The 12,852-nt window shown below is 70.7% G+C and carries 13 protein-coding genes; 7 read left to right on the top strand and 6 right to left on the bottom strand.

Annotated features, from left to right (window positions below; genetic code table 11):
• Nucleotides 1-33: 33 nt before the first annotated feature.
• The gene (locus QMG73_RS07755) at nucleotides 34-1,602 is read left to right on the top strand and encodes a sigma-70 family RNA polymerase sigma factor (protein ID WP_281893404.1); all 1,569 of its coding nucleotides are present in this window, start codon (nucleotides 34-36) and stop codon (nucleotides 1,600-1,602) included.
• 3 nt (nucleotides 1,603-1,605) lie between these two features.
• Here the strand turns inward: QMG73_RS07755 and QMG73_RS07750 are convergent, their stop codons facing one another.
• Genes QMG73_RS07750 through QMG73_RS07735 form a run of 4 tightly spaced genes read right to left on the bottom strand, consistent with a single transcriptional unit; the run spans nucleotide 1,606 to nucleotide 5,086 of the window.
• Complete coding sequence (locus tag QMG73_RS07750; RefSeq protein ID WP_281893403.1) at nucleotides 1,606-2,580, bottom strand: aldo/keto reductase; 975 nt, start codon at nucleotides 2,578-2,580, stop codon at nucleotides 1,606-1,608.
• A 2-nt stretch (nucleotides 2,581-2,582) separates the two neighbouring features.
• The gene (locus tag QMG73_RS07745; RefSeq protein ID WP_281893402.1) at nucleotides 2,583-3,344 is read right to left on the bottom strand and encodes an SDR family oxidoreductase; all 762 of its coding nucleotides are present in this window, start codon (nucleotides 3,342-3,344) and stop codon (nucleotides 2,583-2,585) included.
• On the bottom strand, nucleotides 3,341-4,366 hold the full coding sequence (locus QMG73_RS07740; RefSeq protein WP_281893401.1) for a zinc-dependent alcohol dehydrogenase: 1,026 nt from the start codon (nucleotides 4,364-4,366) through the stop codon (nucleotides 3,341-3,343). The genes QMG73_RS07745 and QMG73_RS07740 overlap by 4 nt, the downstream gene beginning before the upstream one ends.
• A 15-nt stretch (nucleotides 4,367-4,381) precedes the next feature.
• Nucleotides 4,382-5,086: a FadR/GntR family transcriptional regulator gene (locus QMG73_RS07735; protein ID WP_281893400.1), complete on the bottom strand. Its 705-nt coding sequence runs from the start codon at nucleotides 5,084-5,086 to the stop codon at nucleotides 4,382-4,384.
• Between the two features lie 230 nt (nucleotides 5,087-5,316).
• On the opposite strand from QMG73_RS07735, the gene QMG73_RS07730 reads away from it, so the two are divergent.
• The 4 genes from QMG73_RS07730 to QMG73_RS07715 are packed head-to-tail and all read left to right on the top strand — an operon-like array spanning nucleotide 5,317 to nucleotide 10,300.
• A complete protein-coding gene (locus tag QMG73_RS07730) occupies nucleotides 5,317-6,624 on the top strand; it encodes an enolase C-terminal domain-like protein (protein ID WP_281893399.1) in 1,308 nt (435 codons plus the stop codon).
• Entirely contained in the window at nucleotides 6,624-7,688 is a 1,065-nt protein-coding gene (locus tag QMG73_RS07725; RefSeq protein ID WP_281893398.1) for a sugar ABC transporter substrate-binding protein, read from the top strand. The genes QMG73_RS07730 and QMG73_RS07725 overlap by 1 nt, the downstream gene beginning before the upstream one ends.
• Nucleotides 7,689-7,728: 40 nt before the next feature.
• On the top strand, nucleotides 7,729-9,261 hold the full coding sequence (locus QMG73_RS07720) for a sugar ABC transporter ATP-binding protein (protein ID WP_281893397.1): 1,533 nt from the start codon (nucleotides 7,729-7,731) through the stop codon (nucleotides 9,259-9,261).
• Complete coding sequence (locus QMG73_RS07715) at nucleotides 9,254-10,300, top strand: ABC transporter permease (RefSeq protein WP_281893396.1); 1,047 nt, start codon at nucleotides 9,254-9,256, stop codon at nucleotides 10,298-10,300. The genes QMG73_RS07720 and QMG73_RS07715 overlap by 8 nt, the downstream gene beginning before the upstream one ends.
• A 7-nt stretch (nucleotides 10,301-10,307) precedes the next feature.
• Here the strand turns inward: QMG73_RS07715 and QMG73_RS07710 are convergent, their stop codons facing one another.
• Entirely contained in the window at nucleotides 10,308-10,577 is a 270-nt protein-coding gene (locus QMG73_RS07710) for a helix-turn-helix domain-containing protein (RefSeq protein ID WP_281893395.1), read from the bottom strand.
• 35 nt (nucleotides 10,578-10,612) lie between these two features.
• On the opposite strand from QMG73_RS07710, the gene map reads away from it, so the two are divergent.
• Both map and QMG73_RS07700 read left to right on the top strand, forming a co-directional pair.
• Nucleotides 10,613-11,386, top strand: coding sequence for a type I methionyl aminopeptidase (gene map / locus QMG73_RS07705; protein ID WP_281893393.1), 774 nt, complete (start codon nucleotides 10,613-10,615; stop codon nucleotides 11,384-11,386).
• Between the two features lie 571 nt (nucleotides 11,387-11,957).
• A complete protein-coding gene (locus QMG73_RS07700) occupies nucleotides 11,958-12,278 on the top strand; it encodes a hypothetical protein (protein WP_281893391.1) in 321 nt (106 codons plus the stop codon).
• Nucleotides 12,279-12,345: 67 nt separating this feature from the next.
• Here QMG73_RS07700 and QMG73_RS07695 read toward each other — a convergent pair.
• On the bottom strand, nucleotides 12,346-12,852 hold a 507-nt coding region (locus QMG73_RS07695; RefSeq protein WP_281893389.1), incomplete at its 5' end, for a serine hydrolase.

The raw sequence follows: 12,852 nt of genomic DNA, 5'->3' as shown, positions 1-12,852 counted from the left end.
CTGAATCTGATTGGCGAGTACGCTGCATCGGCGATGCGGGTAATCAGTACCAATGAAGCGAGCCTGGTGGTCGCCGCGCAAGCCGGTGACGACCGGGCGCTCGAGGCGCTTGCCACGGCGAACCTGCCGCTGGTCTACACCATCGTGCGCCGGGCGCTGGGCGACTCCGCCGACGTCGACGACGTCGTGCAGGAGACCATGCTGCGCGCCTTGCGCGAGCTGCCGGCGTTGCGCTCGCCGGAGCGGTTCCGGTCCTGGCTGGTGGCGATCGCGACGCGCCAGCTGAGCACGCACCTCTACCGGCGCGACGTGTCCGCCGACCGCGCCGCGCCGCTCGACGAGGCCACCGAGCTGGCCGGCGCCGACTTCGAAGGTCCGGCGCTGCTGCGCCTGGAGCTGTCGGGGCAGCGCAAGCAGGTGACGCGCGCCAGCCACTGGCTCGACCCGGACGACCGGGCGCTGCTGTCACTGTGGTGGCTGGAGGTGGCGGGCATGCTCACCAGAGCCGAGCTGGCCGCGGCACAGGGGATGGGCGTACTGCACGCGGGCGTGCGCCTCCAGCGGATGCGCAACCAGCTCGACGTATGCCGGTCGCTGGTCGCGGCGCTGGAGGCCCGGCCCGGGTGCGATCGGCTGGCGGCCGCGTCGGCCGACTGGGACGGCGTACCGAGCCCGCTGTGGCGCAAGCGCCTCGCCCGGCATACCAAGAACTGCCCGGTGTGCGCCCGCGCGGCCGAGGGGATGGTCCCCGCCGAGCGGCTGCTGGTCGGGTTCGCGCTTCTGCCCGTTCCCCTCGCGCTGTCCGCCGCCGTACTGGCCAACAGCACGCTGGCCGGGACGGCCGGCGGTTCCGCCGTCGCCGGCGCGGGCGGTGCCAAGGCCGAAGGGCTTCTCGGCCAGCTCGCCCAGGCGGTCGGAGCGCACCCGGTCGCGACGACGGTCGCCGCGGGGGCGCTGGCCATCGGTGCGGCGATCGTCACGGCGGCCCTGCCGCCGCTGCCGTCGGCGCCGGCGGTCATCGCGGCGCCGACATCGGCACCCGCGTCACCGCCGCCGGCGTCGACCCCCACGGCGGCGCCGACGAGGTCGGCGTCCGCGTCGGCCCCGCCGGCCCCGGCTGGCGCCGATCCGGTACCGGCCGGCCCGAGCAGCCCGGCCGCGGCGCTGCGGTACGGTCCGGTGTCCCTGGAGTCGGTCGACCAAGCCGGACTGGTGGTCACGACCGCGGACGGCTTCGGGGTACTGGAACGGGTGGACGCGAGCAGTACCGGGCCGGCCCGGACCCGAGCGACATTCGAGGTGGTCCGCGGCCTCGCGGACGGCGACTGCTTCTCGTTCCGCGCCGAGGACGGGCGGTACCTGCGGCATTCGTCATGGCGGTTGCGCCTCAGCGAGGACGAGGGCAACGCGCTGTTCCGCGGCGACGCGACGTTCTGCGTGCGCCAGGGGTCGGTCGCGGGGTCGGTGTCGCTGCGGTCCCAGAACTATCCCGGCGCGTTCGTGCATCGCCGCGGCACGGAGTTGTGGGTGGACTCGGGCCAGGACGACGCCGCCTTCCTGGCCGCCGCCTCATTCCGGCCGCGACCGGCGCTGGCCGGGTAGTCGTTACGCGGAATGCCGTCCGGCGGACTCCAACGCGGGCCACAGCGCGGCCGGCACGCGGGCGTTCGCGCGGCGGACGGTCTCGGTCACCTGGGCGGCCGTGCCCATTCCCACGACCGTGCACGCGACCGCCGGGTGGGTGCGCACATACGCCAGCGCCGCCTCCGGAAGGGTGGTGCCGTAGCTCTCGCAGATGCGCGCCATGCGGACCACCCGCTCGATGAGCTCGGCCGGGGCCTGCTGGTAGTTGTAGGTAGCGTCGGCCGCGGGTCGGTCGCGCGCCAGCAGGCCGGAGTTGTACACGCCGGCGACGACCACGGACACGCCGTGCTCGTCGGCGGCGGGTAGCAGGTCGTCCAGCGCGCCCTGTTCGAGCAGGGTGTACCGGCCGGCGCACATCACCAGGTCGATGTCGGTCTCACGCACGAAGCGGGTGAGCATCCGGGACTGGTTCATGCCGGCGCCGATGGCACCGACGACGCCCTGGTCGCGCAGCTCGACCAGGGCCGGTACCGCCTCGGTGGCCGCCTGCTGCCAGTGGTCGTCCGGGTCGTGCAGGTAGACGATGTCGATCCGGTCCAGACCGGTGCGCGCCAGGCTCGCCTCCAGCGAGCGCAGCACACCGTCGCGGCTGAAGTCCCAGACGCGGCGATGGTCGGCGGCGACCGCGAAACCCTCGGTGTCGACGAGGTGCGCGGTCTCGGGCGACGGTACGAGCAGGCGTCCCACCTTGGTCGAGACCACGTACTGGTCGCGTGGCCGTGACCGCAGGGCGGCGCCGAGGCGCCGTTCGGACAGTCCGAGGCCGTAGTGGGGGGCGGTGTCGAAGTACCGGATGCCGGCATCCCAGCCGGCGTCGATGGCGCCCGCGAACTCCTCGTCGCTGCGGGCCCGGTACAGGTTGCCGGCCTGGGAGGCGCCGAAGCCGAGCGCGGTGAGCGCGACGGCGGGCCGGCGCCGCAAGGGCGTCGATCTCATGCCTACCGTCCCAGCCAGCCGCCGTCGACGGGGATGACGGCTCCGTGCACGTAGTCGGCCGCTGGCGAGGCCAGGAACACCGCGGCGCCGGCGAGGTCGTCGGCCCGGCCCCAGCGGCCGGCGGGGATGCGGTCGAGGATGGCGGCGTTGCGGCTCGGGTCGTCGCGCAGGGCCTGGGTGTTGTCGGTGGCGATGTAGCCGGGGACGATGGCGTTGACGTTGACACCGCGGGCGGCCCACTCGTTGGCCAGCGCGCGGGTGAGACCGACGAGCCCGGACTTGGCCGCCGTGTAGCCGGGCACGTTGACCCCGCCCTGGAAGCTCAGCAGCGAGGCCGTGAAGATGATCTTCCCGTGGCCGCGGGCCACCATGGCCCGGCCGAGTTCCCGGCTCAGGACGAACTGTGCGGACAGGTTGACCGCCAGGACCTCGTCCCACATCGCGTCGGTGTGCTCGGCGGCCGGCGCGCGTTTGATCGTGCCCGCGTTGTTGACCAGGATGTCCACGGCCCGGTCGCGGGCTTCGAGCCGGGCGGCCAGGTCGGTCACGGCGGCGCGGTCGGTGAAGTCCACCTGGTATCCGGTGAAGTCACGCCCGTGGCTGCGCACGCGCTTCTCGACCTCGCTGCCGGTGGGTTCGAGGTGTGCGCTGACGGCGACGATGTCGGCACCGGCGGCCGCCAGCGCGTCGGCGATGGCGAGGCCGATGCCCCGGCGGGCTCCGGTGACGACGGCGAGCCGGCCGGACAGGTCGAACGGGTTCACGAGGTCTCCTGGCAGTTGATCAGTACCTTCATGACGTCACCGCCGGCGCGCAGCGCCTCGAAGGCCGCGGCGGCGTTGGTCAGCGGCTCGACGTGGGTGATGAGGGTTTCGGCGGCGACCTTGCCGGCGCGCAGCAGCTCGATGGCGGTGTCGTAGTCGTCGCGCTGGTAGACGCGGGCGCCGACCATGGTGAGCTCGCGCCAGAAGAACCGGAAGACGTCGATCTCGCGGGGCTGGCTGTGGATGCCGACGACCACGAGACGGCCCCGTACCGCGAGGAGGTCGACGGCCGCGGTGATGCCGGCGGCGGAGCCGGACACCTCGAAGGCGACGGACGGGCCGGCGTCGCCGGTCCACGCGCCCACCTCGGCGGCGAGGTCGTCGTGTGCGGGGTCCAGGGTGCGGAACCCCAGCCGGTCGGCGATCGCGCGCCGGTGCGGGTCGAGCTCGACGAGGACGACATCGGCGTCGACGGAGCGTGCGACGAGGGCGATCAGCAGGCCGACGGGGCCGCCGCCGATCACCAGCGCCTTGTCGTGCGCCGTCAGGGCGGCGCGGCGCACGTCGTGTACCGCGACCGCGGTGGGTTCGACCAGGGCTCCGTGGGTGAGGGGCAGGTCGGCGGGCAGCGGGATCACCACGCTGGCCGGTACCGTCCAGCGTTGCTGCATGGCGCCGACGGAGTCGATGCCGATGAAGTTCAGCCGGTGGCAGATGTGCTGGTGGCCGGCCGCGCACGCCGGACAGGCGCCACACCAGCGCAACGGCATGACGGTGACGGGTGTCCCGACGGGCAGGCCGGTCACGCCGGTGCCGACGGCGGCGACGCGGCCGGACATCTCGTGCCCGATCGTCTGGGGAACCCGCACGCGATGGTCCATCGTGCCGTGCAGGATGTGCAGGTCGGTGCCGCAGATGCCGGTGTAGGCGACCTCGATCTGCACCTCGCCGGAGGCCGGCGGGACGGGCGGGCGGTCCGCCACCTCGATGGTCGAGTTGCCGGTGTACAGGGCTGAACGCATAGGAACCCTCTTCGGTCAGGCGGCGGCCGGCGCGTCCTCGTCTTCGTGGAGGTGGGCGCGCAGCCACGTCTCGGTGGTGGTGATGTGCATGAGGGCCGCGGCCTGTGCCTGGATGGCGTCGCCCGTGGCCAGTGCGGCGTAGATCGCCTCGTGCTCGCGCAGTGTCCGTCCGGCGGCGTCGGCGTCGACGAGCCCTCGCCACACGCGTGCGCGCAGGGTCCGGCTGGAGATGCCCTCGAGGACCGTCGACAGGGTCTCGTTGCCGGTGGCGGCCACGACCGCGCGGTGGAAGGCCGCGTCGTGCTGGTTGAGCAGCTCGACGTCGTCGGCCGCCGCGCGCATGGCGTCGAGGTGGTCCTTCACCTCGGCGAGCTGCCGCGCGGAGATGCGGGTGGCGGCCAGTGCGGTGGCCGCCGACTCGAACAGCCGCCGCACCTCGGTGAGCTCGAGCAGGGTGTCGCCGCGCAGCAACTCGACCGCGCCGCTGATGCCTTCCAGCAACACGCGCGGTTCGAGGCTGGTCACGAAGGTGCCGTTGCCGCGCCGTACTTCGAGCACCCGGCCGGCCACCAGCGCCCGTACCGCCTCGCGCATGATGTTGCGCCCTACGCCCAGCTCCGCGGCGAGCTGCTGCTCGGGTGGCAGTCGCGAGCCGGCGGGCAGTTCGCCGGATTGGATCATCTCGCGGAGGCGTGTCATCGCCTTGTCGGTCAGCGACATTCGGGCCCCTCTGAGGTTCGGTTACGCGAGCCCGAACACTAGCAGGTGATCCCATGTCTCGTAACCCTGTGTTCTCACCCGAGTGCTGGCCAGGGCGGTGACCGGATCCGAATATGCGGCTGGACAACAACTTTTTCGGCCTGCGGCTAGACGGCGGCGTGGCCGGCGGCTATAAAGACATCCCATGGCACAGGGGTGTTTCGAGCGAGTTGCGGCAGGGGCGGATGGCGATGTCTGAGGTGATCACGGCGGTCGACGCGATCGACGTCCGATTCCCGACCTCCCGTGAGCTGGACGGGTCGGACGCGATGAACCCCGAGCCGGACTACTCGGCCGCCTACGTGACGATCCGCACCAGCGGCGGCGAGGAGGGGTTCGGGCTCGCCTTCACGGTCGGGCGGGGCAACGAGGTCCAGGTCGCCGCGATCCGCGCGCTCGCGCCGCTGGTCGTGGGGTTGCCCGTGGCGGACGTCCTGGCCGACCTCGGATCGTTCTCGCAGACGCTGACCGGCGACAGCCAGCTGCGCTGGCTCGGCCCGCACAAGGGCGCCATCCACATGGCGGCCGGCGCGATCGTCAACGCCGCCTGGGACCTGTACGCCCGGCGCGAGGGCAAGCCGCTGTGGCGGCTGCTGGCCGAGATGTCACCGGCCCAACTGGTCGGCCTCGTCGACTTCCGGTACCTGCGCGACGCGCTCACACCGGAAGAGGCGCTGGACATCCTCCAGCGGGCGCAGCCCGGACGCGAGCAGCGGCAGAAAGACCTTCTGGCGCTCGGCTATCCGGCGTACACCACGACACCCGGCTGGCTGGGCTACACCGACGAGAAATTGGTCCGCCTGGCCAGGGAAGCAGTCGCCGACGGCTTCGACCTGATCAAGCTCAAGGTCGGCGCGGACAACGACGCCGACGTCCGGCGGATGGCCCTGGCCCGCGAGGCGGTGGGCCCGGACATCCGGATCGCGATCGACGCCAACCAGGCCTGGGGAGTGCGGCAGGCGATCGACTGGCTGGGGCCGCTGGCCGAGTACGACCCGTACTGGATCGAGGAACCGACCTCGCCGGACGACGTACTGGGACACGCCGCGATCCGGGGCGCCATCGCGCCGATCAAGGTCGCCACCGGCGAACACTGCCACAACCAGGTCATGTTCAAGCAACTGCTCCAGGCGCAGGCGATCGACGTGCTGCAGATGGACGCCACTCGGGTGGCGGGTGTCAACGAGAACATCGCGATCCTGCTCCTGGCGGCCAAGTTCGGCGTACCGGTCTGCCCGCACGCCGGTGGTGTGGGGCTGTGCGAGATGGTGCAGCACCTGGCGATGTTCGACTACGTCGCGGTCAGTGGCAGCACCGACGACCGGCTCATCGAGTACGTCGACCACCTGCACCAACACTTCGCCGATCCCGTCGTCATCCGCGAAGGGCGCTACGTCGCGCCCGAGCTGCCCGGTACCGGTGCGCGCATGCACCCGGAATCGGTCGCCGCGTACAGCTTTCCCAACGGTCCACAGTGGAACTCATCAGAGGAGTCGTGATGCACCCAAGACGTATCGCCGCGGCAGCGGCTGTCCTGATCTCCGCCGCCGCGCTGCTGAGCGCGTGCGGCGACGACGCGTCGACCGGAGACGGTGGCGCCAAGTCGGCGGTGGTCGGCGTCGACTACCCGCGTTCGGACACCGACTTCTGGAACTCGTACATCAAGTACACGCCCCAGTACGCCACCGAGCTCGGGCTGGACCTGAAGACGACAAACTCCCAGAACGACGTGGCGAAGCTGACCTCCAACGTCCAGTCGTTCATCAGCCAGGGCGTCAAGGGCATCGCCATGGCACCGCAGGACACCGCCGCGATCGCCCCCACGCTGCAGACCCTGGCGTCCAAGAAGATCCCCGTCGTGACCATCGACACCCGCCCCGACCAGGGTGACGTGTTCATGGTCGTACGCGCCGACAACCGCGCCTACGGCGAGAAGGCGTGCCAGTTCCTCGGCACCAAGCTCAAGGGCACCGGGAAGGTCGTGATGCTCCAGGGCGACCTGGCCTCCATCAACGGCCGCGACCGCACCGAGGCGTTCAACGACTGCATGAAGAAGAACTACCCGGGCATCACCGTCTTCGGCGAGGCCACGAACTGGGACGGCGCGATCGCCTCGCAGAAGCTGCAGATCCGCCTGACCGAGCACCCCGACATCAAGGGCGTCTACATGCAGTCCAGCTTCGCCCTGGCCGGCACGCTCCAGCTGCTCAAGCAGCGCGGCCTCGCCGTGCCACCGGACGACCCCAAGCACGTGTTCGTCGTCTCCAACGACGGCATTCCCAAGGAACTGCAGGACATCGCCGGCGGCAACATCGACGCCACCGTCTCCCAGCCGGCCGACCTGTACGCCAAGTACGCCCTCTTCTACCTGAAGGCGGCCATCGACGGCAAGACGTTCCAGCCCGGCCCGACCGACCATGACAGCACCATCATCCAGGTCCGCGACGGCGTACTCGAAGACCAGCTCTCCGCCCCTCTGGTGACCCTCGACGGCGGCAGCTACGGCGGGGTCGCGAGCCTCAAACCGGACGACAAGTCGTTGTGGGGCAACAACATCGGCTGACCAGCCGCGAAGGAGAGCACGGGCAGGAGAGCACGGGCACATGAGCGGCGACGAGAACGGGTGGGCCCAGGCGGGCCCGCCCGTGGCCGAGGCAACCAACATCAGCAAGCGGTACGGGTCGACGGTGGCGCTCGACCGGGCCCACATCCAGGTACGGCCGGGGGAGACCCACGCTCTCGTCGGCCGGAACGGTGCCGGCAAGTCCACCTTGGTGTCGATCCTGACCGGTCTACAGGCACCGGACACCGGGCAGGTCCTTTTCAACGGGCAGGCGGCGCCCCGGTTATCGGAACGGGACGCGTGGCGGCGGCACGTCGCCTGCGTGTACCAGAAATCCACCATCATCCCCGAGTTGACCGTGGCCGAGAACCTGCTGCTCAACCGGTACCACCGCAACCGTGGCGGGCTGATCAGCTGGCGTTCGCTGCGGCGCGAGGCCCGGAGCCTGCTGGCCGACTGGTCCGTCGACGTGGACGTCGACGCCAAGGCGCACGAACTGAGCGTCGAGCAGCGCCAGTTCGTCGAGATCGCCCGGGCGCTGTCGTTCGGCGCCCGGTTCATCATCCTGGACGAGCCCACCGCCCAGCTGGACGCCGGCGCGATCGCCCGGCTGTTCGGCCACATCCGCGACCTGCAGGGCCAGGGCGTGACGTTCCTGTTCATCAGCCACCACCTGCAGGAGATCTATGAGATCTGCGACATGGTGACGGTCTTTCGCGACGCCCGGCACATCGTCACGGCCCGGGTCGCCGACCTGCCGCGCGGCGAGCTGATCGCCGCCATGACCGGCGAGGCCACCGCGCTCGCGGCCGCCCGTTCACGCACCGCGCCCGCGGCCACCACCGATCTGGTACTCGACGTGTCCGGCCTGTCCACCAGCGGCGTCTTCGACGACGTGTCCCTGCGGGTGCGGCCGGGCGAGATCGTCGGACTCGCCGGCTCCGGCGGCAGCGGCAAGACCGAGGTGGCCGAGACCATCGTCGGCCTGCGAACCGCCGGCGCGGGCACTATCACGGTGGCCGGCGCACGCCCCCGCGCCGGAGACGTCAACGCGGCACTGGCCAGCGGGATCGGTTTCGTCCCCCAGGACCGTCATCAGCAGGGCCTGGTCGCCAACATGTCGATCGCCGACAACGCGACCCTGACGATCCCGGAGCGGCTCGGGCCGGCCGGTTTCCTCAGCGGCCGCCGCCGCGACGCCGTCGCCAGGTCGATGATCGACGAACTGGCCATCAAGACACCCGGTCCGGACCTGCCGGTATCCGGGCTCTCCGGAGGCAACCAGCAGAAGGTCGTCATGGCACGCGCGCTCGCCAACGATCCCAAGGTGCTCGTCCTCATCACACCCACGGCCGGTGTGGACGTGCGCTCCAAGGAGTTCCTGCTCGACAAGGTCGACCAGGTCGCCGCGCGTGGCACCGGCGTGATCGTCGCCTCCGACGAACTCGACGACCTTCGAATCTGCGATCGCGTCCTGGTGATGTTCCAGGGCCGGATCGTCGCTGATCTGCCAAGCGGCTGGCGTGACCACGACCTCGTGGCCGCGATGGAAGGACTGAGCATCGATGCCTGAGATCATGACACCGGCGCACGCGGCGCCCGACGGCTCATCCGTCACCTCCACCGCCGCGCCGCGCCGCCCGGCCGCGAGGCTGGCGCTCGCCCGGCTGCGCGATCTGGCCCTCGTGCCCGCGATCGTGCTCATCGCCATCGTCGGGCAGATCATCAGCCCGGTCTTCCTCCAGGCGGACAACCTCATCAACATCGGTCAGACCATGGCGGAGGTCGCGCTGCTCGTGCTGGCACAGACCATCGTGCTGGTCGCCGGCAAGATGGACCTGTCGCTGGAGTCGACCTTCGGCCTCGCTCCAGGCGTCGCCGCCTGGATGACCGTCGCCGTGGGCGCGGGGCACGGCACCGGCCTGTTACCCGGTGGCTGGGCGATACCGATCACGCTGGCGGTCGGCGCCCTCATCGGCGTCGCCAACGCGGCACTGATCGTCCGGTTTGGACTGCACGGGTTCATCGTGACGCTGGGCATGCTCATCGTCCTGCGCGGCCTGCTGACCGGCATCTCCGGCGGTCAGACGTTCTTCAACCTGCCCGAGTCGATGATGTACCTGGGCACGGCGGTCTGGCTCGGTGTCCCGGCGTCGATCTGGATCTGCGTCGCGCTCTTCGCGGCCGGTATCGTGCTGCTCGGCTACACCGCGTTCGGGCGGTCCCTGTACGCGATCGGCGGCAACATCGACGCCGCCAAGGCCGCGGGTATCCGTACCGACCGTGTACTGTGGACGGCCCTCATCGGCGCCAGCGTCCTCGCCGCGCTGGGTGGGCTCCTGCTCTCCGGCCGGCTCGCCTCGGTCGCCGCGTCGCAGGGCAACGGCGCCATCTTCACCGTCTTCGCGGCCGCCGTCATCGGTGGCGTGAGCCTCAATGGCGGCAAGGGCACGATGTTCGGCGCGTTCACGGGCATCCTGCTGCTCTTCATGATCCAAAATGTGCTCACGCTCGCCGGCGTACCGGCACAGTGGATCGGCGCGCTCAACGGCGCGATCATCCTCATCGCCCTCGTCGTCTCGCGCATCACCGGAGGCAAGGCCCAGGAATAGCCAGGGGCTAGGAGACCGCTCGCAGCGGTAGGCCGCTGCCGCGCCAGGCGGCCGCCAGATCCTGCAGCGGCAGGCCGAGCGCCTCTCCCAGGCAGATGATCGTGCCGAATCCGGGGGAGGGTAGCCGTCCGGTCTCGATCTTGCGCAGGGTCTCCGGCGAGATGCCGGCCGCGTGCGCCACCTCCGCCAGGTCACGTCCCGCGCGCGCGTGGCGCAGCAGCGCGCCGAGACGCCTGCCGGCTTCGATCTGCTCGGGTGTGAGCGGTTGGCGGACCATGGCTCCCAGCTTACGGTTGGTATTACTATACCGGGGTGATCGAGTTGAAGACGCCTGCGGAGATCGAACGCATGCACGTGGCCGGGCGTTTCGTCGCCGAGGCGCTCACTGAGGTCGGCCGGCTCGCCGACGTGGGCGTCAACCTCCTGGACCTGGAACACCACGTGCGCGCGATGATCAAACAACGCGGCGCGGAGTCGTGCTACTGGGACTACGAACCGTCCTTCGGGCGCGGCCCGTTCCGCAACGTCATCTGCCTGTCGGTCAACGACGCCGTCCTGCACGGCCTGCCCCACGACTACACGCTGCGCGACGGCGACGTGCTCAGCGCTGACCTCGCGGTCAGCATCGACGGCTGGGTGGCCGACTCGGCGCGCACCGTCGTCGTCGGCACCGCCGCCGAAGAGGACCTGCGGCTCATCCGCGCCACCGAGGAAGCGCTGGAGGCGGCGATCGCGGTGGCGCGGCCGGGCAACCGCCTGGGTGACATCTCGGCCGCCATCTGGGCGGTGGCCGACAGCTACGGCTATCCGGTCAACACCGAGTTCGGCGGCCACGGCCTCGGCCGCACCATGCACGAGGAGCCACACGTCTCCAACAAGGGCCGGCCGGGCCGCGGCCTCACGCTCCGGCCGGGCCTGACCCTCGCGCTCGAACCCTGGCTCGCCCGCACCACCGACCGGATCGTCTACGACAAGGACGGCTGGACCATCCGGTCGGCCGACGGCTCGCGCACCGCCCACTCCGAGCACACGGTCGCCATCACCCACGACGGCCCGCTGGTCCTCACCCGCCGCGCCGAAAACTAGTTCGGAGATTTTGAGCTACCGCGACGCCCGCCGTGCGCGATGCCCGTTGCTCCCGCGGCCTCACCCCGCGCGTCCGCACAACCTCACGCCGGTCGGGTTTGGTCGTGCGACGGCGGCGGGTGAGGCCGCGCCCGGCCGCGCCCGGCCGCGCCGGGCCGCGCCGATCAAGGGCAAACACACGCGGTTCGATCTCAAAACCGCGTGCATACGCCCTTGATCCACGCACATGGCCTTGATCGACGACCCTTCGCGGAACAAGGACAAGCCCAAAACCAGAACCGACATCCGAGCTACCGCGACGCCCGCCGCGCACAAGACCGCAGCTCCCGCGGCCTCACCCACCGCGCACCCACAACCCAGCGTGGGCGAGCCAACAAAACCCTGATATCGCGGCTTCCGGCTGCCGCCGAGGCAACAAAAACAGGGTTCCTGCCGCCTCGGCCACGGCCGGACGGCGAGGCGCCGACAGGCGCAGAGCGCGACCACACGCGGCGGGTGAGGCCGCGGGAGCGACGGTATCGACCGCGACGCACGTCGCGGTAGCCCGGATGTTTCTGCATAGGATCGGCTGATGTACGTCTACCGGTGGTCCGACGGGCTCGAGGTTGGGCACGTCGATACGGACGGGGTCTGGCACGTCGAGGGCAACTGCACGAGTCCGCGCGAGGCGCAGCAGCGCGTGCACGAACTCAATCGGGCCGACCGGGTCGCCGGCCAGGTGACCGGGACCACCGAGATCGTGATCGAACCGAGCGATGACGGCTTCTACACGTTGGGGTCGTACGGGCCGGACGGCCGCTGGCATCCGATCTTTGACGTGCTTGTCCCGGAGGAGGGCGAGCCGTGGCGGCGCTGGCTCGCCGGTGACGAGACGCGCGACCCGTCGGCCTGACCTGTGCCGGCGTTTGGCGTCCCTCAGGTCGTGGCGATGACCTGAGGGACGCCCGCCCTAGCTGGTGTCAGTCTTCGATCGCTTGGTAGATGGTGGTCCAGAAGTCGTGCATGACTTGGATGGAGTAGGGGGCGGAGGCGCCGACCTGGGTGAGCAGGATGCCGATGAGTTGGTGGTGGGGGTCGGCGTAGGTGGAGGTGCCGCTGCCGCCGTCCCAGCCGTATTGGCCGATGGGTGCGTAGTCGCCGTGGTAGGTGCGTACGGCCATGCCGTAGCCCCAGCCGCCGTGTTGGCCTTGGCCGTGGGAGATGTGGACGTTGTCGCGGGCCATGGCGGTGCGGGCCGCGGTCTGTTCCGGGGTGAGGCTGTTGGCGGTCATCAGTTCGACGGCGGGTCGGGACAGGATCCGCTCGCCGTTGTGGGTGCCGCCGCTCAGGAGCATGCGGAAGTAGGCGTGGTAGTCGTCCACTGTGGAGACGAGTCCTCCGCCGCCGCCGGGGAATGGTGGCGGTTGTAGGCTCCAGCGGCCGTTGGCGGGTTCGTCCCAGACGTGGTATTCGCCGGTGGCCGGGTC

Source organism: Phytohabitans aurantiacus (assembly GCF_027923225.1).
In the GTDB taxonomy this organism is placed as follows: domain Bacteria; phylum Actinomycetota; class Actinomycetes; order Mycobacteriales; family Micromonosporaceae; genus Phytohabitans; species Phytohabitans aurantiacus.
Note: the sequence above shows the minus strand (reverse complement) of the source record. Positions and strands in the feature narration are given on the sequence as shown.